Source organism: Streptomyces sp. TG1A-60, assembly GCF_037201975.1.
Classification (GTDB): Bacteria; Actinomycetota; Actinomycetes; order Streptomycetales; family Streptomycetaceae; genus Streptomyces.
Genome location: NZ_CP147520.1, coordinates 1701314 through 1722150, shown reverse-complemented (window position 1 = coordinate 1722150; position 20837 = coordinate 1701314). Strand labels below are relative to the sequence as shown.

At 72.3% G+C, this 20837-nt stretch carries 13 protein-coding genes and 3 pseudogenes; 11 read left to right on the top strand and 5 right to left on the bottom strand.

Features of this window, described 5'->3' with window-relative positions; all coding sequences use genetic code 11:
• The first annotated feature begins 197 nt into the window (after positions 1–197).
• The 5 genes from WBG99_RS06910 (at position 198) to WBG99_RS06890 (ending at position 7498) form a co-directional block, all read left to right on the top strand.
• Positions 198–2021: a S8 family serine peptidase gene (locus WBG99_RS06910; protein ID WP_338895469.1), complete on the top strand. Its 1824-nt coding sequence runs from the start codon at positions 198–200 to the stop codon at positions 2019–2021.
• 121 nt (positions 2022–2142) lie between these two features.
• Entirely contained in the window at positions 2143–2745 is a 603-nt protein-coding gene (locus WBG99_RS06905) for a hypothetical protein (protein WP_338895468.1), read from the top strand.
• Positions 2738–3898 (top strand): damage-control phosphatase ARMT1 family protein, encoded by a 1161-nt coding sequence (locus tag WBG99_RS06900; RefSeq protein WP_338895467.1) that lies wholly within the window; start codon positions 2738–2740, stop codon positions 3896–3898. Before WBG99_RS06905 ends, WBG99_RS06900 begins: the two co-directional genes overlap by 8 nt.
• 136 nt (positions 3899–4034) lie before the next feature.
• Positions 4035–6242 (top strand): germacradienol/geosmin synthase Cyc2, encoded by a 2208-nt coding sequence (cyc2, locus tag WBG99_RS06895; RefSeq protein WP_338895466.1) that lies wholly within the window; start codon positions 4035–4037, stop codon positions 6240–6242.
• Between the two features lie 317 nt (positions 6243–6559).
• Positions 6560–7498 (top strand): aminoglycoside phosphotransferase family protein, encoded by a 939-nt coding sequence (locus tag WBG99_RS06890; RefSeq protein ID WP_338895465.1) that lies wholly within the window; start codon positions 6560–6562, stop codon positions 7496–7498.
• Positions 7499–7635: 137 nt separating this feature from the next.
• Here the strand turns inward: WBG99_RS06890 and treZ are convergent.
• A pseudogene (treZ, locus tag WBG99_RS06885) lies at positions 7636–9398 on the bottom strand (malto-oligosyltrehalose trehalohydrolase).
• Between the two features lie 189 nt (positions 9399–9587).
• Between treZ and WBG99_RS06880 the strand changes: the two are divergent.
• The 3 genes from WBG99_RS06880 (at position 9588) to WBG99_RS06870 (ending at position 12110) form a co-directional block, all read left to right on the top strand.
• Complete coding sequence (locus WBG99_RS06880; protein ID WP_338895464.1) at positions 9588–10139, top strand: DUF1707 and FHA domain-containing protein; 552 nt, start codon at positions 9588–9590, stop codon at positions 10137–10139.
• 202 nt (positions 10140–10341) lie between these two features.
• Entirely contained in the window at positions 10342–11706 is a 1365-nt protein-coding gene (locus tag WBG99_RS06875) for a M14 family zinc carboxypeptidase (protein ID WP_338895463.1), read from the top strand.
• Positions 11703–12110: an SSI family serine proteinase inhibitor gene (locus WBG99_RS06870; RefSeq protein ID WP_338895462.1), complete on the top strand. Its 408-nt coding sequence runs from the start codon at positions 11703–11705 to the stop codon at positions 12108–12110. Before WBG99_RS06875 ends, WBG99_RS06870 begins: the two co-directional genes overlap by 4 nt.
• Positions 12111–12112: 2 nt before the next feature.
• On the opposite strand, the pseudogene WBG99_RS06865 reads toward WBG99_RS06870, so the two are convergent.
• The 3 genes and pseudogenes from WBG99_RS06865 to glgX form a co-directional block, all read right to left on the bottom strand.
• Positions 12113–12277, bottom strand: a pseudogene (locus WBG99_RS06865) (3-hydroxyacyl-CoA dehydrogenase); the annotation flags it as partial.
• A 161-nt stretch (positions 12278–12438) separates the two neighbouring features.
• Positions 12439–14766 (bottom strand): malto-oligosyltrehalose synthase, encoded by a 2328-nt coding sequence (gene treY, locus WBG99_RS06860; protein WP_338895461.1) that lies wholly within the window; start codon positions 14764–14766, stop codon positions 12439–12441.
• Positions 14767–14940: 174 nt separating this feature from the next.
• Positions 14941–17059, bottom strand: a pseudogene (glgX, locus tag WBG99_RS06855) (glycogen debranching protein GlgX).
• A 329-nt stretch (positions 17060–17388) separates the two neighbouring features.
• Here glgX and WBG99_RS06850 point away from each other — a divergent pair.
• The 3 genes from WBG99_RS06850 (at position 17389) to WBG99_RS06840 (ending at position 19962) form a co-directional block, all read left to right on the top strand.
• Positions 17389–18627, top strand: coding sequence for an SAV2148 family HEPN domain-containing protein (locus WBG99_RS06850; protein ID WP_338895460.1), 1239 nt, complete (start codon positions 17389–17391; stop codon positions 18625–18627).
• Positions 18628–18763: 136 nt separating this feature from the next.
• The gene (locus tag WBG99_RS06845; RefSeq protein ID WP_338895459.1) at positions 18764–19486 is read left to right on the top strand and encodes a 3'-5' exonuclease; all 723 of its coding nucleotides are present in this window, start codon (positions 18764–18766) and stop codon (positions 19484–19486) included.
• Positions 19483–19962, top strand: a complete 480-nt coding sequence (locus WBG99_RS06840) for a GNAT family N-acetyltransferase (RefSeq protein WP_338895458.1) — start codon at positions 19483–19485, stop codon at positions 19960–19962. The genes WBG99_RS06845 and WBG99_RS06840 overlap by 4 nt, the downstream gene beginning before the upstream one ends.
• A gap of 9 nt (positions 19963–19971) precedes the next feature.
• Here the strand turns inward: WBG99_RS06840 and WBG99_RS06835 are convergent, their stop codons facing one another.
• Positions 19972–20835: an aminoglycoside phosphotransferase family protein gene (locus WBG99_RS06835; protein ID WP_338895457.1), complete on the bottom strand. Its 864-nt coding sequence runs from the start codon at positions 20833–20835 to the stop codon at positions 19972–19974.
• Positions 20836–20837 lie beyond the last annotated feature (2 nt).

Sequence of the window (20837 nt, the reverse complement as noted above, 5' to 3'; positions counted from 1 at the left end):
GAGGGTTTTCCCCGTATCCCCGTGACCTGCGCTTTGCCTATGGTCATCGCACAGCTGAACTCCAGGTAACCCCTGATGCAGCTCGCGCCTGGCCGGCCTCAGCGCCACCCCTTTCTGGACCCCCCCGCCGCTTCGATGAAGAAGCGTTTCACCGCCGCTCCTCCCCTGACATGAGCAGGCCACGAAAGGCGAAGCCCTTGCGTACTTCCCCCTCCCGTGCCGCCGGACGGAAGCTCATCTCCGTCGTCGCGGTCTCCGTTGCCCTGGTGGCGGGCATGACCTCCTCGGTCGCCGTCGCCCAGGCCCCGTCCGACCAGGCCGAGGCCGCCCCCGCCGTGGCCGGTGCCACCGAGGCCGCCCCCGGTACCGTCGCCGAGCGCCTGATCGTCGGCTACAAGTCCGGCGCCGCCGAGGCCAAGTCGGACAAGGCCGCCGACGCCGACGCCGCGGCCAAGGGCAAGGAGGCCGGCGAGAGACTCGGCTTCGAGCGCCGGCTCGGCAGCGGCGCCGCCCTCGTCGACCTCGGCGAGGACCTCACCAAGACGGACGTCGCCGACGTCATCTCCGAGTACCAGGCCGACCCGCAGGTCGCCTATGTCGTCCCGGACCGGCTGAACAAGCCGCTGGCCACCCCGAACGACACCGAGTACAACAAGCAGTGGGACCTCTTCGAGTCCACCGCGGGCATGAACGTGCCGGGCGCCTGGGACTCCGTGACCGGCTCCGGGGTGACGGTCGCCGTCATCGACACCGGTTACGTCGCCCACTCGGACCTCGCCGCGAACATCGTCGGCGGCTACGACTTCATCTCCGACACCGCCGTCGCCAACGACGGCAACGGCCGGGACAGCAACCCCGCCGACCCGGGCGACTGGACCGTGGACAGGGAGTGCTCCGCCAACTGGGTCGGCCAGCCCTCCTCCTGGCACGGCACGCACGTGGCCGGCACCATCGCCGCCGCCACCGACAACGGCAAGGGCATCGCCGGCATCGCCTACGGCGCCAAGGTCTCCCCGGTGCGCGTGCTCGGCAAGTGCGGCGGCTACGACTCCGACATCATCGACGCGATCACCTGGGCGTCCGGCGGCACCGTGTCGGGTGTGCCCGCCAACACCAACGTCGCCAAGGTCATCAACATGAGCCTCGGTGGCAGCGGCTCCTGCTCCACGGCCACCCAGAGCGCGATCAACGCGGCCGTGAACCGCGGCACCACGGTCGTCGTCGCGGCGGGCAACAGCAACGCCAACGCGGGCAACTTCTCGCCGGCCAGCTGCAACAACGTGATCTCGGTGGCGGCCACCAACCGCGCCGGCTCCCGCTCGTCCTACTCCAACTACGGCTCGGTCGTCGACATCGCGGCCCCCGGCGGTGAAACCCGTTCCGCCCTCTCCAACGGCATCCTGTCGACGCTGAACAGCGGCACGCGGGGCCCGGGCAGTGAGAAGTACGAGTACTACCAGGGCACCAGCATGGCCGCCCCGCACATCGCGGGCCTCGCCGCGCTGCTGGAGTCGGCGGACTCCGCGCTGACCCCGGCCCGGATCGAGTCGGCGATCAAGAACAACTCGCGTGCTCTGCCCGGCACCTGCTCGGGCGGCTGCGGCGCCGGTCTCGCCGACGCGGCCAAGACGGTGCGGGCGGTGACCGGCGGCACGGGCGGAGGCGACACGGAGGGCACCACCTTCAGCAACACCACGGCCGTCTCCATCCCGGACCGCGGTTCGGCGATCGAGTCCTCGATCTCCGTCACCGGCCGCACCGGCAACGCGCCCTCGGCCCTCCAGGTCGGCGTGGACATCACCCACTCCTACCGCGGTGACCTGGTCCTGGACCTGGTGGCCCCCGACGGCTCGGCCTACCGTCTCAAGTCCTCCAGCACCTCGGACTCCGCCGACGACGTGAAGACCACCTACACGGTGAACGCGTCCGGCGAGACCGCGAACGGCACCTGGAAGCTGCGCGTCCAGGACGTGGCGTCCGCGGACACCGGCCGGCTCAACAGCTGGAAGCTGACCTTCTGATCCCCGGCTGAGAAGCCGGGCCCACCGACCGCCACCCCCCACTGCCGGCGGCCGACCGATGCGAGCGGGCATCGGCCGGCCGCCGGCGCCCGTGCGTCGGAGCGACCGTTAGCGTAGGGGCATGCCGACAGAGAAGACCGAGGGACCGGCCGGGGCTCCGGCCGCGGTGGTGTGCCCCCGCTGCGGGGCTTCGGGGCCGCCGGTGCGAACGGTCGCCGAGGCCTGCGCCGACCCCGGTTCGGCGCGCTCCGGACTGTCCGACCGGCTGGCGAAGACCCCGGACGTGCCGTCGGGATCCGACAGCGTGATGCACGTCCTCGAAGGCATGGTCCTGGCCGGCATCGGCGCCGGCCTCGCCCACAGCGGCGTACAGCACGACAAACCCCCGTACACGATCGGCGGCACCCTCCTCGCCGTCCTGCTCCTCGTCGGCACCCTCGTCGTGATCCGTGGCGAGTTCCGTGAACGCGCCGCCGTCGCCGCTGGCGAGCCCCGCGCCGAACGCGTGTGGCGCCCGGCCCACCACTGCGCGTCCTGCGCGTGCGTGTTCTACCCCGCCGGCACCCCGTGGCCGGGCCCGCTGACCCCGGACCAGTTCAGGAAGTACGTATGGACCGAGGCCGGCTTCGACCAGCAGATCGACGAGCGGCTGAGGGACGTGGAGCTGCCGCCCGGGACACCCGCGGGCCCCTCCGGTCCGGGAGGAGCCACCGGCCATGCCTGACGCCCCCGTGATCCGCTGCGACGACCCGGCCTCCTTCCCGCACAGCGTCCTCGCCGAACGGCACCCCGCCCTCATCCGCAGGGTCCAGGACGCCACCCCCTACGGCCCCGAACAGCGCCGCGCCCTCGACGACCTGCTGGCCGGCACACTCCACGGCACCGTCGAACCACCCCCGGGCGACGACTGGTGGGACACCTGGAACGTACGCCGCCACGCCGGCCACTCCTGGTTCTCCCTGCCCTTCCTCGTGGCCGAGAGCTGCTTCTATCGCCAGCTCCTGCACGCGGTCGACTACTTCACCCCGGGCCCCTGGCAGGGCGTGGACCCGTTCCGCCCGTTCAAGCTCGCCGAACTCGACACCCCCGAGGCAGCCGCCGAACTGACGGCCCTCGCTCCCCTGTCGCAACAGCCGCTCCCCGCACAGCTCAAGGCCCTCCTCCATGGCTCCCTCTGGGGGAACCGAGCGGACCTGGGCTTCCGCCTCCAGACCACCGAGGAGAACCCGGCCGCCACGGACTCCCGACTGGTCTCGGACGACAGCGAGTCGCTCCTGTCGCTGCTGACGGGCCGGGGCACGGGCCCCGGCGGCAGAACGCTCTGCCTGGTGGCCGACAACGCGGGCCGCGAACTGATCCCCGACCTCCTCCTCATCGACCACCTCCTCACCCACGGCCACTTCGACCGCGCCCTCCTGCACCTGAAGCCGTACCCGTACTTCGTCTCCGACGCCACCACCGACGACACCCTCGACGCCGTACGCCACCTGGTGTCCGCGAAGACCGACGCCGGCGACCGCCTGCGCTCCGCACTCCGCGACGGCCGCCTGACCCTGCGGACCCACCCCTTCTCCTGCGCCCCCTCGCCCTACGCGGACATGCCCTCCGACCTCCGCGCCGACTTCGCCTCCGCCACCCTCACCCTCCTCAAGGGCGACCTCAACTACCGCCGTCTGGTGGGCGACCGACTCCGGCCCCCCACCACCTCCTTCGCCGAGGCCACGTCCTCCTTCCCCGGCCCGGTCGCCGCCCTGCGCACCCTGAAGTCCGACGTCGTCGTCGGCCTGACCCCCGAGACGGAGTCCGCTCTCGTGGCCTCGGAGGGGCAGCGGTGGCGTACGAGCGGGACGAGGGCGCTGATCCAGGTCAGGCTCTGACGGCGGCGGGCGTTCTCCCGAGGCCCCGTGACCCCGTGACGGGCGGGGAGTGGGCTTTCGTGCCCGGATTCACGCGATGGTGTGATCATGTATCCCCGTCCGGATGCCCGCCGAACGGCACGGGTAGGGCCCGGCCATGACGCAGCCGTTCGAACTCCCGCACTTCTACATGCCGTATCCCGCGCGGCTGAACCCCCACCTCGAAGAGGCCCGGACCCACTCGACCGCGTGGGCGCGGGAGACGGGCATGCTGGAGGGCTCCGGCGTATGGGGGCAGGAGGACCTGGACGCGCACGACTACGGTCTGCTGTGCGCGTACACCCACCCCGACTGCGGCGGACCGGCGCTCTCCCTCATCACCGACTGGTACGTGTGGGTGTTCTTCTTCGACGACCATTTCCTGGAGCTCTTCAAGCGCTCCCAGGACCGCCCCGGCGGCAAGGCCCACCTCGACCGGCTCCCGCTCTTCATGCCGCTGGACCTCTCCACCCCCGTACCGGAGCCGCGCAACCCGGTGGAGGCGGGCCTCGCCGATCTCTGGGCGCGCACGGTGCCCTCGATGTCGATGGACTGGCGCCGCCGTTTCGCCGTGGCCACCGAGCATCTGCTCAACGAGTCCCTGTGGGAGCTGTCCAACATCAACGAGGGCCGGATCGCCAACCCGGTCGAGTACGTCGAGATGCGCCGCAAGGTCGGGGGCGCGCCCTGGTCCGCCGGCCTGGTCGAGTACGCGACCGCCGAAGTACCGGCGTCCGTCGCGGAGTCGAGGCCTCTGCGAGTCCTGATGGAGACCTTCTCCGACGCCGTCCACCTGCGCAACGACCTGTTCTCGTACCAGCGGGAGGTCGAGGACGAGGGCGAGAACAGCAACGGCGTCCTCGTCCTGGAGACCTTCTTCGGCTGCGGCACCCAGCAGGCGGCCGAGACGGTCAACGACATCCTCACCTCCCGGCTGCACCAGTTCGAGAACACCGCGCTCACCGAAGTGCCCGCGCTGGCCCTGGAGAAGGGCCTCACCCCGGACGAGGTCGCCGCCGTCGCGGCGTACACCAAGGGACTGCAGGACTGGCAGTCCGGCGGCCACGAGTGGCACATGCGGTCGAGCCGCTACATGAACGACGGAGCCACCTCCTCGCGCGGCCCTCTGGACCTCGGCGGCGCGCTCCTGTCCGGCCCCGCCCTGGTCACCCGGGCCGGGTTCGGCACGTCCGCCGCCGACATGGGGGCGCTGCTCGCGACCGCCGCGGTGGAACGGCTGCGCGCCCACACACATGTGCCGTACCAGAAGGTCGGACCGTCCCTGCTCCCCGATTTCCACATGCCGTTCACGGTGGAGCTCAGCCCGCACCTCGACGCCGCCCGCCCCCGCCTCGCCGCCTGGACGCAGGCGATGGGCATGCTGAGCGAGGGCGTCTGGGACGAGGAGAAGCTGGCCGCCGGTGACCTTCCGCTCTGCGCGGCCGGCCTCGACCCGGACGCCACCCCCGAGGAACTCGACCTGAGCTCCCAGTGGCTGGCCTGGGGCACCTACGGCGACGACTACTACCCGCTCGTCTTCGGCCACCGCCGCGACCTCGCCGCCGCACGCCTGACCACGGCCCGGCTCTCCGACTGCATGCCCGTCGACGGGGAACCGGTCCCCGTCCCGGTCAACGGCATGGAACGGGGCCTGGTCGACCTCTGGGCGCGTACGACGGCGGCCATGACCCCCGACCAGCGGCGCACCCTGAAGGAGGCGGTCGACAAGATGACCGAGAGCTGGGTGTGGGAGGTGCTCAACCAGCTCCAGAACCGCGTCCCCGACCCGGTCGACTACCTGGAGATGCGGCGCGCCACCTTCGGCTCCGACCTCACCCTGAGCCTGTGCAGGATGGGCCACGGCCCCCGCATCCCGGACGAGGTCTACCGCAGCGGCCCCGTCCGCTCGCTGGAGAACGCGGCCATCGACTACGCGTGCCTCGTCAACGACGTCTTCTCGTACCAGAAGGAGATCGAGTACGAGGGCGAGGTCCACAACGCGATCCTCGTCGTGCAGAACTTCTTCGGCTGCGACTACCCGACCGGCCTCACCGTGGTGCACGACCTGATGACGCAGCGGATGCGGCAGTTCGAGCATGTCGTCGCCCATGAACTCCCCGTCGTCTACGACGACTTCCAGCTGTCGGATGAGGCGCGCGCGACCATGGACGGCTATGTGGCCGACCTGCGGAACTGGCTCTCCGGCATCCTCAACTGGCACCGGCAGGTCGACCGCTACAAGCCCGAGCACCTGGCCCGCCGAGCCCACGGCTTCCTCCCGGACCGTCCACCGGCCCCGCCGTTCGCACCGGTCCACGCCGGCTGACCCCCGGCCGGTCCACGCCGGCCCGCTCGCCGCCGCCCGGCGCGCACGGTCGACCGAGGGCCTGGGCGGCGCCCCCCGGCGCGGTCGCCGACGACAACGCGAGGTGACGGAGCGTCAGATCCCACCGGCGCCCGTCGTCCGGGCCCACGAGAGTCGACGACACGGCGCGATCGGCTCGCGTGCGCTGCTGCTGAGGGGCAGGATGCTGCCCGTAGCCCCAGTGGCCGGCGCCTCGACACCACCCCGCGTGAGAGGGCGATAGTGGAGTGACCGACCGCGTACCCCCGCTCCCCTGAACCCCGGACGACGGCGCGACCATGACCCAGGCACCGACACCCACCGCGGACAGCGTCCGCCGACTGGTCCGTTCCCTGCTGAAGAACGGGGAGGGCCGGCGCGGCGGCGAGGGTGGCGACGGACCCGACGTACGGCCCGTCGCCGGGGACGACGCGCACCGCACCTGGTGGGTCGGCGACCGCCATGTGCTGCGCCTCGCGTCCGACCGGCACGCCGTCGGGCGCCGACGGCGCGAACTGCGGCTGCGAGACCTGGTCCGGCCGCACGTCGGGGTCGCCGTCCCGGTGAGCGTCGCGCACGGCGAGTGGGCCGGGGGCCTCACCTACACGCTCGACACCAGGCTGCCCGGTGGCACCGCCGAGGACCACGAGGTGTCCGCCGTGGGCGAGGACGATCTGGCGGCACTCCTGACGGGGCTGCGCGACGTGCCGCCGCGCCAGGCCGAGCTGCTCGGGGTGGGTCGGCTCGCACCGCGCTCCCTGGAGGCGCTGCGTACGGCCGCCGGGCGTGCGGCGCGGCACCTCGCCGAGGCCGACGAGTTCGACGCGGCACGGCTCGGGCAGCTCACACCGGCGAGCGCCGCGCAGTTGGCGGCGCCCGCCGCGGTCCTCGTCCATCAACGGCTCACGGGCGACCACCTCCTCGTCAGCGCCGAGGGCCGTGTCCGTGGGGTCCTCGGCTGGAGCGACGCGGTCGTCGGTGACCCCGCCGAGGACATCGCAGGCCTCGCCACGGCCGTCGGTTCCCCCGCCGCCGTCCGCGCAGCCACCCTCGCGGGTTACGGCGCGCGCCCCTGCCTGCGCGGCCTCTGGCTCGCTCGCTGTGACACGGTCATCGCCCTGTCTGAAGGGTTGCGGGGCCGACCGGCCACCCCGCTCCCGGTCCTACGGGACCGCCTGCGGCGCACGTGGGAGGCGATCCTGCTGGAGCGGGTCACGGACCTGCGGGGCGAAGACTGACGAGCGTCCCCCGGTGTGTGTGGTCGGGCACCCGACAGCTCGGGGACGCCTGCCGTGCGGCGACCTCGGGCGACAGGTGGGTGATCGCGCAGTTCCCCGCGCCCCGCACGGGACCCCGCCGACCGAGCCGCGGCGGTTCACGCCGCCATCAGGACCACGCACGACTCCCCGGCCAGCCTCAGCACCCCGTCCGCCCCCGGGGCCCGCACCGGCTCCCAGGCCGCGAGCGCCCGCGCGTGGGGCACCCCGAGCGGAACCGCGACCGGCTGCTCGCCCAGGTTCATCGCCACCAGCACGTCCCCCCGCCGGAAGCCGAACCACCTGGCCTCCTCGTCGAACGTGACGTGGACGTCGGAGAGGTCGGGGTCGGAGAGGTCGGGGAGGGTGCGGCGCAGGGTGATGAGGTCGCGGTACCAGGCGAGGACACGGGCGTGGGGCTCGCGGCCGGGCTCGGACCAGTCGAGGCAGGACCGGTCACGGGTCGCGGGGTCCTGTGGATCCGGCACGTCCTCCTCGGCCCACCCGTGCGCGGCGAACTCCCGCCGCCTGCCCCGCCGTACCGCCTCCGCGAGCTCGGGGTCGGTGTGGTCGGTGAAGAACTGCCAGGGTGAGGAGGCGGCCCACTCCTCACCCATGAAGAGCATGGGTGTGAACGGCCCCGTCAGCACCAGCGCCGCCGCGCAGGCCAGCAGTCCGGGGAGAGGACGGCGGAGAGACGGTCTCCCCGGGCGCGGTTGCCGACCTGGTCGTGGGTCTGGGCGTAGCCCAGCAGACGGTGGGCGGACACGCTCGTGCGGTCCAGGGGCCGGCCGTGGCGACGTTCCCGGAACGACGAGTAGGTGCCGTCGTGGAAGTAGCCGCCCGTCAGGGTCTTCGCCAGGCCCGCCAGGCCGGCCCGCGCGAAGTCCGTGTAGTAGCCCCGCGATTCGCCGGTCAGGGTGGTGTGCAGGGTGTGGTGGAAGTCGTCGTTCCACTGGGCGTGCACCCCGAGGCCGCCCTGGGCGCGCGGGGTCACCAGGCGGGGATCGTTCAGGTCGGACTCGGCGATCAGGAACAGGGGCCGCCGCACCTCGTCGGCGAGGGCGTCCACTGCCGTCGACAGCTCCTCCAGGAAGTGCAGCGCGCGGGTGTCCTTGAGAGCGTGCACCGCGTCCAGGCGCAGGCCGTCGAGGCGGTAGTCGCGCAGCCAGGCCAGGGCGCTTCCCAGGAAGTACGCCCGCACCTCGTCCGAGCCGGGCGCGTCCAGGTTGACCGCCGCGCCCCAGGGCGTGTGGTGCCGCTCGGTGAAGTAGGGGCCGAAGACGGGCAGGTAGTTGCCGGAGGGGCCCAGGTGGTTGTGCACGACGTCGAGCACCACGCCGAGCCCCAGCCCGTGCGCCGCGTCCACGAACCGCTTCAGCGCCTCGGGACCGCCGTACGGCTCGTGCACGGCCCAGAGCGAGACGCCCTCGTACCCCCAGCCGTGCGTCCCGGGAAACGGGCACAGCGGCATCAACTCGACGTGTGTGACACCGAGTTCGACGAGATGGCCGAGGCGCTGGGCGGCGGCGTCCAGCGTGCCCTCGGGGGTGTACGTGCCGACGTGCAGCTCGTAGAGCACCGCCCCCGGCAGCCCGCGCCCCGCCCATGGCGTGCGCCACGGGTACCGTTCGTGGTCGACGACCGCGCTCAGCCCGTCGGGGCCGTCCGGCTGGCGGCGGGAGCGCGGGTCGGGCAGCACGGGACCGTCGTCGGCCGCGAAGCCGTAGCGCGTGCCGTCCGCCGACCCCGCTCCCGGCTCCGGCCCCGCCTCGGCGGTCCACCAGCCCGGCCGGTCCGGGTCCCGCTCCATCGCGTGCGTGGCGCCCGCGCAGTGGAGCGTCATACGGTCGGCCTGCGGTGCCCACACCTCGAACTGCACGAAACGGTTCTCCCTCGGCTGCCGGTCCTGGTCCTGGGGTAGTCAGGTGTAGCCCGTCCATCGTGCGGCAAACGGCATCGGCGCGCGCTCGGATCGGCGCTTTTGCCGCGTGCGTCGCTGTGTCCGGAGATGGTCACCGTTCACGGGTCTTGTGGACACCCCGGTGGTACCGAGGCGACAATCGCGTGCGTGACGTCGTCCTTCGAGTTCCACACGTACCCCGCGCGGCTGTCGGACGCGGAGCGCGACCGCGCGCTGAGCGCGCTCCGTGACGGCGTCGCACTGGGCCGGCTGTCGCACGACACGTTCATCCGGCGCATGGAGCTGGCGCTCACCGCCCGCCGCTCCGACGAACTCGCCGCGCTCACCGCCGACCTGCCCGCCGAGAAGCGGTGGTCCCGGCTGGTGCTCGGCACCGTCGGGGCGATGTCCGGCTTCGGGGTGAAGCTGCGCCGGGCCTGGCAGACCGAGCGGCTGCCCAAGCTCCAGCTGCCGCATCCGGCGAGCGGTCACAGTCTGCGCATCGGCCGCGACCCCGCGAGCGGCCTCCGGCTCAGCCACGAGACGGTCTCCCGGGTGCACGCCGAGCTGAGCCGGCAGGGCGGCATGTGGATCCTGCGCGACCTCGGCTCCACCAACGGCACCACCGTCAACGGCCGTCGGGTGATCGGCGCGGCCATCGTGCGGGACGGCGATCAAGTGGGTTTCGGCCGGATGGCCTTCCGGCTCTCCTCGGAGTGAGACGGAACCGGGCGCCCGTCGACCCACCGCAAAGCTCTGGCCTGGGATTTACGCAGCGAGTTTCCCAACTTCCCTTCGGTTCGAGGGTGTTGACGTACGTTCTCGGCCATGACTGACTGTGCTTACACCATGCACACCAGGTGAACCGACGGCGCCACATTCGTGGAGGTGTGCCCTGCCGCCCCTCCTCCGCTACCCGACCGTGGACGAGTTGTCCGCCCGTGCCGCCGCGATCGTCGCCGGACATCCGCACCGCGCCCGGCTGCGCCGGGTGGGCACCTCACGGGCGGGCACCCCGATGTGGCTGCTGTCCGTCGGCCGGGGCAGCCGCCACACCCTGATCGTCGCCGGACCGCACGCCAACGAACCCGTGGGCGGGGCCACGGTCCTCAGACTCGCCGAACGGGCCCTGGCCGAACCCCGGTTGAGCGACGCCGCCGACATCACCTGGAACCTGCTGCTGAGCCTCGACCCCGACGGCTCCCGCCGCAACGAGGGCTGGCTGTCCGGCCCGTACACCCTCGGACACTACTTCCGGAACTTCTTCCGCCCCGGCTTCCTGGAACAGCCCGAGTGGCTGCCCGACGGCGCGGCCGGGGCCGTCCTGCCGGAGACCCGTGCCCTGCTCGGCCTCCAGGACGAACTGCGGCCCTTCTTCCAGTGCTCCCTGCACGGCGTCGACGTCGGCGGCGGCTTCGTCGAGCTGACCCGAGAGCTGCCGGGCATCGTCCAGCGCGTCGCCCACACCGCCGCCCGCCTCGGCATCCCGCGCGAGCTGCGCCCGTACGACACCCTGTACTGGCCCTGCCTCGGCCCCGCCGTCTACCGCATCCCGCCCCCGCGCCGGGGCGACCTGGCCGCCGCCATGACCGAGGCGGCCGTCGAATCCACCTGGTTCCACCCGCACCGCTACGGCACGGTCACCGCCGTCGTCGAGGCACCCATGTGGGGCGTGAGCGCAGTCGAGGACGCCTCCGCGTCACCCGACGCCGACGCCGTACTGCGCACCGTCAGCCGCGTTCTGCGCCGTGACACCCGCCTGCTGGGGGACATCCTCGCCCGGGTCCGCCCCTCGGTGAGCGGTGGCCCGGACGCCGCCCGGCTGCTCGCTCCGGTCGACGACTACCTTCTGGTCGGCCCCGGCCTCGCCGACTCCTGGGACCCCGACGTCCACGACGGCGCCGCCCGGCCGCTGCCACCGCTCGACACCGCCCGGCTCGCCGCCCTCGCCATCTCCGGCCGCCGGGTCGCCCTGCGCGCCGCCGGGCTGCTGCACCAGCTGGTGACCCGTGCCGGACACGACCCGGCCGGCGCGTTGCCCGAGCTGGACCGGCTCATCGACGAGTGGTGCGCCGACTACCGTGACGGCTACCGGGCGCGCTGGATCCCCGTCGCCCGCCAGGCGGAGTACCAGACACGCGTGGTCCTCGCCGCCTTCGACCTGGCGGCCGGCCGCCCGCGCACGGCGCCCGCCCCGCCGGCCGCCTGCCCGGACGCCCACGCGGATTCCCGTTCGGGTGAGCCGGGATGGAGTTCCGAGCCCGCCGTGCCGATGCACCGGGAATGACGCACACCATCCACGCGGTACGCAGCGGTCTGCTGGCGGCGCTCGCGCTGCTCACCGTCGGCGCCTCCGCTCCGGCCGGAGCGACCTCCTTCAACGGTGACTGGCTGTATGTCTCCGTCACCCGCGGCGACGCCCGCTCCTCCGACACCCGCGGCACCCTGCTCCTCTGCGACCCGCCCCAGGGCCACGGCCAGGCCGTCCAGGCCTGCGCGGAACTCCGCGAGGCCGGCGGGGACATCACCCGCATCCCCCACGAGGACGCCGTCTGCACCGAGATCTACGCGCCGGTCCGCGTCACGGCCCGCGGGCAGTGGAACGGCCGACCGGTCGGCTACGAGCAGCCGTTCGCGAACGGCTGTGTGATGGCGGCCCGGACGGGAGCGGTGTTCGCCCTGTCGAGCTGAGAAGCACGTCTCGTACGGCCCACGGACAGCAGCCGCAGCGGCCGGCCCGCCCGCGAGACACCGATCCGCCGCAGCGCGCACAGTCCCGGCCGACGCGCCGTAGGGCACCGTGCCGCCGCCTTCAGTTGCGCCACCGTGGGATGACCGAGGTCCAACAGGAGACCCACCCCCGTCCAGTCCGCCTGGCATCAGATCCCATGCACCCGATCGAGCCCCGAGTGGGGGAAATTCCCCAGTGTCCTTCCGTGGACGGGGCGGCTCGAGGCGCCCAGGGGCATTCGGCCTTGGCCGGCACGGGAGTCACCACTCCCCGGCAGGCGAGTCTCGGTCACCCGTCGACCCGCTCCAGCAGCGCGACCGGCAGCGTTCCGAACAGCTCCGCCACCCGGGCACCCCCCATGAACTCCCGCTCCCCGTCGACCACGTCGGCCCACCGCCCCTCCGGCAGCGTCAGCCGCGTCTCCCCCCAGCCCCCGGCCTCGGCCAGCCGCAGCGACAGCCGCGTGACAGCCGTGACCACCGCACCGGACCGCACGAAGGCGACGCAGTGCCCGGCCCCCGGCCCGTCAGCGGCCAGCGGCGTGTACGTCGCCGCCTCCCCGAACACCTCGGGCCGCCGCCGGCGCAGCCGCAGCGCGGCCGAGGTGAGCCGGGACTTCTCCGAGGATTCCTCCCGCGGGGCGAAGGGCCGCCGGTTGTCGGGGTCCACCAACGCCCGGTACTCGCCCTCCGTCCCCTGGTAGACGTCCGGCACCCCCGGCATGGTCAGCTGCACCAGGGCCGCACCGAGACCGTTCGCCCGCACATGGGGCTCCAGGGCGGCCCGCAGCGCGGCCACCCGGGTGTCCACGGCGGGCCCCCGCGCCACGAAGTCGGCCACCGCCCGCTCGTACGCCGGGTTCTGCTCTGTCCAGGAGGTGTGCAGCCCCGCCTCCCGCACATGCTTCAGCAGCGCCCCCTCAAGCCGCTCCCCGTCCGCCGGCCCGAGCCCGAACGCCGTCTGCCACGCCGCCCACGCCAGCTGCGCGTCCGGCACACCCGCACCGTCCCGCGTCACCTCCGCCAGCACGTCGGCCCACCGCTGCGGGCACTCCCCGAGCACCGCGATCGCCGCCCGCACATCCGCGCTGCGCTTGGTGTCGTGCGTCGACAACACGGTCCCCGTGCCCGGCCAGTCCCGCTGCGCACGCGCGCAGTACGCGTGAAAGTCCTCCGGCGACACGGCAGGACTCCCCGGCTCACCGCCCACCTCGTTCGCCGACAGCAACGGCACATAACGGTAGAACGCCGTGTCCTCCACCGACTTGGCCCGCAGCGCCGACGAGGTCTGCGCGAACCGCGCCCGGAACTCCACCTGCTCGGGCCCCTCCCCGAACCGCCCGAGCACCAGATCCCGTACGGCATCCACCGACCGGGCCTCCTCGGGCACCACGAACACCGCGCGCGCCTCGGCCGCGGCCTCCTCGGTGACGACGAGGGAGGCGTCCTGGGAGGCGTACGGGCGGTACACCGTCATCCGCGCGAGCAGCTCGCACAGCGCGGTGCGCAGTGCCCACGGCGCGTGGTCGCGCAGGGCGAGATCGGGGGAGCGCTCGCACAGCCGGTGCGCCACCCGGGTGAGCCGTTCGACCTCCGTGACCAGCTCGTGCGTGAGCACCCGGTACGCGGCCCGCCGCACGGTCGGCTCCCACTCACCGCCCCGGTCGGCCTGCACGGCCGTGAACCGCCGGTAGTGCCCCAACAGCTCACCGGTCCCGGCCGGATCGTTGAACAGCCCGTCGACGTGCCGCAGCGCGTCATAGCCGGTGGTTCCCGCGACCGGCCACGCGGCAGGCAGCGCCTCCCCGTCCGCGAGGATCTTCTCGACGACGGTCCACCGCCCACCGGTGGCCTCGTGCAGCCGCCGCAGATAGGCGTCGGGATCGGCGAGCCCGTCAGGATGATCGACGCGCAGCCCGTCGACGACATCCTCGTCCAGCAGCTGGAGGATCTTCGCGTGCGTCGCGTCGAAGACCTCCGGATCCTCCACCCGCACCCCGATCAGCTCCGAGATGCTGAAGAACCGCCGGTAGTTCAGCTCCGTACGGGCCAGCCGCCACCACACCGGCCGGTACCACTGCGCGTCCAGCAACCGCGGCAACGGCAGCTTCTCGGTGCCCTCCCGCAGCGGGAACACGTGGTCGTAGTAGCGCAGCTCCCGCCCGTCCACCACGAACTGCTCGACCTCCGCCCCCAGCGGCCCCCCGAGCACCGGCAGCAGCACCCGCCCGCCCTGGGCCTCCCAGTCGATGTCGAACCACCGCGCGTACGCCGACCGAGGCCCCTCCCGCAACACCTCCCACAGCGCGCGGTTGTGCCGGGGCGCCATGGCCATGTGATTGGGCACGATGTCCACCACCAGCCCGACCCCGTGCTCCCGGGCGGTGCGGGCCAGCGCCCGCAGCCCCTCCTCCCCGCCCAGCTCGCCCCGCACCCGCCCGTGGTCCACCACGTCGTACCCGTGTCCCGACCCCGGCACGGCCTCCAGCACGGGGGACAGATGAAGGTGCGAGATCCCGAGCGAGGCGATGTACGGCACGGCGGCCGACGCGGCGGCGAAGGGAAACGAGGGCTGAAGCTGAAGCCGGTAGGTGGCGGCAGGCACGACAGAGGTCATGCAGACCTACGTACCCGCAGGACCACGATTCGTGCGCTGTGACACGCGACGGCATCCCCGGCTTTCGAGGGGCGCGGGGCTGTTTCGACGGCTCCGCCGCGTGGGCGCGCCCAGCCACAGGCAATCCGCGGCCGACGAAGCACCGTCACTCCTACGGCGCTCCCACAGGCATCTCTATGCCGGCCGCCGCAACACCGCAAGGCTCCGATCCACCAACGTCACCCGATCCCCGGCCGCCACCTTCGGCCCGTCCTCAGGAACCGCGTCCTCCCGTCCCGTATCCACCACCACCTGCCACTGCTGACCGTGGTCGACCGGAACCACGAACTCCAGCGGCAGCGCGGAGGCGTTCACCATCAACAGGAACGAGTCATCGGAGATCCGCTCCCCCGAGCCCCCGGCTCGGAGATCGCGTTCCCGTTCAGAAACACGGTCAGCGCACCGGCCTGAGCCGAATCCCAGTCCCGCTGCACCATCTCCTTCCCCCAGGCGTGAACCAGGCGATGTCCGACAGCTCGTCGTGCGTCCCCTCCACCGGCCGCCCGTGGAAGAACCGCCGCCGCCGAAACACCGGATGGTCCTTCCGCAGCCAGACCATCGCGCGGGTGAACTCCAGCAGATTCCCGAAGACCTCGCCGTCGTCGGCGGACGGCCACGGAACCCAGGACAAGTCGTTGTCCTGGCAGTACGCGTTGTTGTTGCCGCCCTGCGTCCGTGCGAACTCGTCGCCGTGGCTGAGCATCGGCACGCCCTGCGACAGCATCAGCGTGGCGATGAGGTTCCGCATCTGCCGGATCCGCAGGCCCGTCACCCCGGGGTCGTCGGTCTCGCCCTCGGTCCCGCAGTTCCAGGACCGGTTGTGGCTCTCGCCGTCCCGGTTCTCCTCGCCGTTCGCGTCGTTGTGCTTGTCGCCGTAGGAGACGAGGTCCCGCATCGTGAAGCCGTCGTGGCAGGTCACGAAGTTGATGGAGGCCAGCGGGCGCCGCCCGTCGTCCTGGTACAGGTCGGACGAGCCGGTCAGCCGCGAGGCGAACTCCGCGAGTGTCCGCGGTTCGCCCCGCCACAGGTCCCGGACCGTGTCCCGGTACTTGCCGTTCCATTCGGTCCACAGCGGCGGGAAGTTCCCCACCTGGTAGCCGCCCTCGCCGACGTCCCAGGGTTCGGCGATGAGCTTCACCTGGGAGACCACGGGGTCCTGCTGGACGAGGTCGAAGAACGACGAGAGCCGGTCCACCTCGTGGAACTGCCGGGCCAGGGTGGCCGCGAGGTCGAAGCGGAAGCCGTCGACGTGCATCTCCGTGACCCAGTACCGCAGCGAGTCCATGATCAGCTGCAGGACGTGCGGCGACCGCATGAGCAGGGAGTTGCCCGTCCCCGTGGTGTCCATGTAGTAGCGCGGGTCGTCGGTGAGCCGGTAGTACGACGGGTTGTCGAGGCCCTTGAACGACAGCGTCGGGCCCAGGTGGTTGCCCTCGGCCGTGTGGTTGTAGACCACGTCGAGGATGACCTCGATCCCCGCCTCGTGCAGCGCCCGGACCGCCGACTTGAACTCCAGAACCTGCTGCCCTCGGTCGCCCCAGGAGGCGTACGCGTTGTGCGGGGCGAAGAAACCGATCGTGTTGTAGCCCCAGTAGTTGCTGAGGTTCAGGTCGGTCAGACGGTGGTCGTTCACGAACTGGTGTACGGGCATCAGCTCCAGGGCCGTCACGCCCAGCTCGGTCAGGTGCTCGATGATCGCCGGATGGGCGAGCGCCGCGTACGTGCCGCGCAGCTCCTCGGGCAGCCCCGGATGCCGCATGGTGAGGCCCTTGACGTGGGCCTCGTAGATCACCGTGTGGTGGTACTCGGTACGGGGCCGCCGGTCGTCGCCCCAGTCGAAGTACGGGTTGACCACGACCGACGTCATCATGTGCGGTGCCGAGTCGAGGTCGTTGCGCTTGTCGGGCGCCCCGAAGTGATAGCCGTACACCTCCTCGCCCCACTCGATCGAGCCGCTGATGGCACGCGCGTACGGATCGAGGAGCAGCTTCGCGGAGTTGCAGCGCAGCCCGCGCTCCGGCGCGTACGGGCCGTGCGCACGGAAGCCGTACCGCTGCCCGGGCATCACGCCGGGCAGATACGCGTGCCGTACGAACGCGTCCGTCTCGCGCAGCTCCACCGCCGCCTCGGAGCCGTCGTCGTGCAGCAGACACAGCTCGACTCGGTGCGCGGCCTCCGAGTAGACCGCGAAGTTGGTACCGGCGCCGTCGTACGTGGCGCCGAGCGGATACGCCTGTCCAGGCCAGACCTGCATGAATACGACTCTTCCAGTTGTCGCGCGCCGCTGAGGGCGACTTTCGGGGGAGTCTCCCCCAAACTGATGGAACCTCCTAGGACATACCTCCCTTCTGCCCAGCGGCGGGCACGTTCTGACGCTCCACTGGCCGCCGGTATGGCGGGCGCCTCGGCCCGACCGCTATGAATCGGCTCACTCCCGGCCGCCGCAGCGGGCCGGAACAGCCCAGTGACGTGCGGTAGTTGAGAAACGACCTGTCCATCCGGCTGCATCGCCGACCGCTACCGGAGTACCCTTCCTTGATCGTTGAGTAGGGGTGAGCTCGGGGAGCGGAAGGCGGTGCGTGGGTGGGCTCGGGAGGGCTGGAGCTGCCTCCTGGTGACGAAGGTCACGAGGGGGACTCCACAGATGTCCCACCCGGCGCGGTGTCCCTGGCACGGCCGATGGAGCTGGGATCCATCGGCCCGGAACTGGACTGGAACGCCGACGCCTGGCTCGAAGTGCGTACGCGCGCCCAGCGGGCCGGCCGTGCCTACATCTGGCTGAACCTCGTCGAGCAGCGGCTTCGCGCCGTCGTCGCCGCCGTGCTGCGGCCCGTCTACGAGCCCGTCCACGGCGACGACTGGGTGGTCGCCGCCGCCGGACCCGCCGGACAGGAGTGGGTGCAGCGCGCCGTCGCGGTACGTGAGGTCAGCCGCCGCAAGGGCTATCTGCTCGACCCCGCCGACGACAACGTCCTCAGCTTCCTCACCCTGCCCCAGCTGCGCGAGCTGATGGTGCAGCACTGGCCCTGCTTCGAGCCGTACGTCGACGAGCGGCGCGACGTGGAGCTGGCCCTCGACGAGCTGGAGGTCACCCGGAACGTCGTCTCCCGCAACCGGGCCCTCTCCGAAGCCGTCCTCGCCCAGGCCGAGCGTGCCTCGGCGAAGCTGCTGGAGATCCTCGGCGCGGGCAGCGACGTGCCGTCCGCGCGCCGACTGCCCGTCGACGCGGTCGAGGACCTCGTCGGTGACCGGTACGCCGACGTCGTCGCCGTCCACCCCGACCGGGTACGGCTGCTGCGGCAGTTTCCCGCCGAGGACCTCTTCGGCGGTGCCCGCCGCCTGGACGCCATCGGCATAGGCCTGAACCTCCTCGTGCAGAACTTCTCCGGGCGGCGGCTGGTGCGGCTCGCCGAGTCGGGGTGCCGGGTGCGCCTGCTCTTCCTCAACCCCGCGTCCAGTGCTGTGAAGCGGCGCGAGCGGGAACTCGGCATAAAACGCGGCGAGTTGAGCCGTGCGGTGGAGATGAACATCCTCCATATGCGCCGGGTCCGCGCCCGGCTGCGCGACCCCGGCGCCTTCGAGATCCAGGTCTTCGACGAGACCCCCCGCTTCACCGCCCACCTAGTGAACGGCGACGGCTCGGACGGCGTCGCCGTCATCCAGACCTATTTGCGGCGCACGCGGGGTATGGAGGCACCGGTGCTCGTGCTGCGCGGCGGTAGCCGGGTCCTCAAGGCGGACGAGAACGGCGAAGTCGGGTTGTTCGACACATACCGCGAGGAGTTCGAAGTGGCCTGGGCGGACTCGCGCCCGGTGTCATGAGCCGGGGTGCGACCCGGCGCCGTGCCCGCGAGCGCGGGCCGGGCGGTGGTAAGCGGAATGCGGTCCTCGGATTGTCAGTGGCCCATGGGATGGTGGTCGTCACTGGGGGAAAGCACCACCAAGAAGGGGGGCCAGCATGGCTTGGCACCGGCAGCTGCTGATCGGCTTCGACCTGGAGACCACCGGGACGGACCCGCGCGAGGCGCGCATCGTCACGGGCGCGGTGATCGAGGTCAGGGACGGGGAGCCGGTCGGGCACCGGGAGTGGCTCGCCGATCCCGGCATGGAGATCCCGGAGGAGGCGGTGGCGGTGCACGGCATCACCAACGCCCGCGCGACGGCCGAGGGCCGGCCGGCCGACCGGGTCGCCGACGCCATCGCCGACGTCCTCGTCTCCCACTGGCAGACGGGCGTCCCGGTCGTGGCGTACAACGCGGCCTTCGATCTCACCCTGCTCTCCGCCGAGCTGCGCCGGCACGCCCTGCCGTCCCTGCGCGACCGGCTCGGCGGCCTCGACCCGGCGCCGGTCATCGACCCGTACACGATCGACCGCTCCATCGACCGCTACCGCCGCGGCAAGCGCAACCTCGAAGCGGTCTGCGCCGAGTACGGCGTCCCTCTCGACGCCGCCCACGACGCCTCCGCCGACGCCCTCGCCGCCGCCCGCCTCGCCCGCGCGATAGCCCAGCGCCACCCGAAGGTCGCCGGACTCGGCCCGGCCGAGCTGCACCGCCGCCAGATCGACTGGTACGCCGAATGGGCCGCCGACTTCCAGGCCTTCCTGCGCCGCAAGGGCAACCCGGACGCGGTGGTGGACGCGACCTGGCCCCTGCGTGAGCCGGCGGACGAAACGGTATGACGACCGCCCTGGTCTCCCTCCGCGAAGTGCGTGACAGTGACCTGCCGTTCTTCTGGAAGCACTTGTCCGATCCGGAGGCACAGCGGCTTGCCGCCGTCACCAGGGACTACCACTACGACCGGGACCTCTTCGACAGCCACTGGGCGAGGGTCCGCGCCGAACCGGACGTCCAGATGCGCACCGTGCTCGCCGATGACGAGGTGGTCGGCCATGTCGCGGTGTTCGGGCCGCCGGGCGAACGCGAGGTCACGTACTGGATCGACCGGGAGTACTGGGGCCGCGGCACAGCCACCGCGGCGCTCCGTGCTCTGATAGGGCTCGTCGGTACCCGGCCGCTGCACGCCCACGCGGCGGCCGACAACGCGGGCTCGGTCCGCGTGCTGGAGAAGTGCGGCTTCGTCGTCACCGGCCACGGCCGATGCTTCGCCCGAGCCCGCGCCGGCGAGATCGACGAAGTGCTCCTCACCCTGACCTGACGTCCCCGCTCAGAACGGATACCACCGGACCGTCCCGTCGCCGTCCCGCAGCGAGGCGACGCGGCGTTCGAACTCCGTCCGTGCCGCCGGGTTGTTCGGCGCGTGCTGGGCTACCCAGGCGCAGCTGGCCGTCTCCCGGGCGCCGCGCAGGACGGAGCAGCCCGGCCACTCGCGTACGTCCCAGCCGTAGGTCGCCGTGAAGGCGCCGTAGTCCTCGCTCGGCAGGCCGTAGCGGTCGTGGGAGAGGGCCATGACGACGAGGTCGTGTTCGCGGAGGTCGCCGGAGAAGGTCTCCAGGTCGACCAGGACGGGGCCGTCCGGGCCGAGGTGGACGTTACGGGGGAGCGCGTCGCCGTGGACCGGGCCGGGTGCCAGGTGCGGGGTGAGGGCGGACGAGGCCGCCGCGAAGCCGTCGCGGCGTTCGCGGAGGTAGGCCGCGTCCGCCGGGTCGATCGCGCCGCCGGCCAGGCGCAGCCAGCGCTCCACACCGTCCAGCAGTTCCCGGCGGGGCAGTGCGAAGGCAGGGGTGGGGAGGGCATGGACCAGTCGAAGGAGTTCGGCCAGGTCGCGGGGCCCGGCGGGGCGTACGGGATCGGGCAGGCGGTGCCACACCGTCACCGGGTGACCCGCGACGAGCAGCGCCTGGGGCTCGGCGGCCCGCACCGCCGGGACGCCGGCCTCGGCGAGCCAGGCCGCGACGCGCAGTTCGCGGCGGGCCCGGTCGAGGAGCCCGGCGTCCCGGCCCACCTTGACCACCAGGTCACCGGCGGCGAACACCGCGTTCTCGCCCAGGGCGAGCAGCCGCGCCTCTCCGGCCGCACCCGGCAGCACACCGGCGGCGACCACTACGTCCCGCGCCCCTGCCTCGTCCATCC

What these genes read in the sequence shown, in the direction of transcription:
- WBG99_RS06905 (WP_338895468.1), top strand. Translation starts at nt 2,143, where the DNA reads ATGCCGACAGAGAAGACCGAGGGACCGGCCGGGGCTCCGGCCGCGGTG.
- WBG99_RS06900 (WP_338895467.1), top strand. Translation starts at nt 2,738, where the DNA reads ATGCCTGACGCCCCCGTGATCCGCTGCGACGACCCGGCCTCCTTCCCG.
- cyc2 (WP_338895466.1), top strand. Translation starts at nt 4,035, where the DNA reads ATGACGCAGCCGTTCGAACTCCCGCACTTCTACATGCCGTATCCCGCG.
- WBG99_RS06890 (WP_338895465.1), top strand. Translation starts at nt 6,560, where the DNA reads ATGACCCAGGCACCGACACCCACCGCGGACAGCGTCCGCCGACTGGTC.
- WBG99_RS06870 (WP_338895462.1), top strand. Translation starts at nt 11,703, where the DNA reads ATGACGCACACCATCCACGCGGTACGCAGCGGTCTGCTGGCGGCGCTC.
- treY (WP_338895461.1), bottom strand. Translation starts at nt 14,766, where the DNA reads ATGACCTCTGTCGTGCCTGCCGCCACCTACCGGCTTCAGCTTCAGCCC.
- WBG99_RS06845 (WP_338895459.1), top strand. Translation starts at nt 18,764, where the DNA reads ATGGCTTGGCACCGGCAGCTGCTGATCGGCTTCGACCTGGAGACCACC.
- WBG99_RS06840 (WP_338895458.1), top strand. Translation starts at nt 19,483, where the DNA reads ATGACGACCGCCCTGGTCTCCCTCCGCGAAGTGCGTGACAGTGACCTG.
- WBG99_RS06835 (WP_338895457.1), bottom strand. Translation starts at nt 20,835, where the DNA reads ATGGACGAGGCAGGGGCGCGGGACGTAGTGGTCGCCGCCGGTGTGCTG.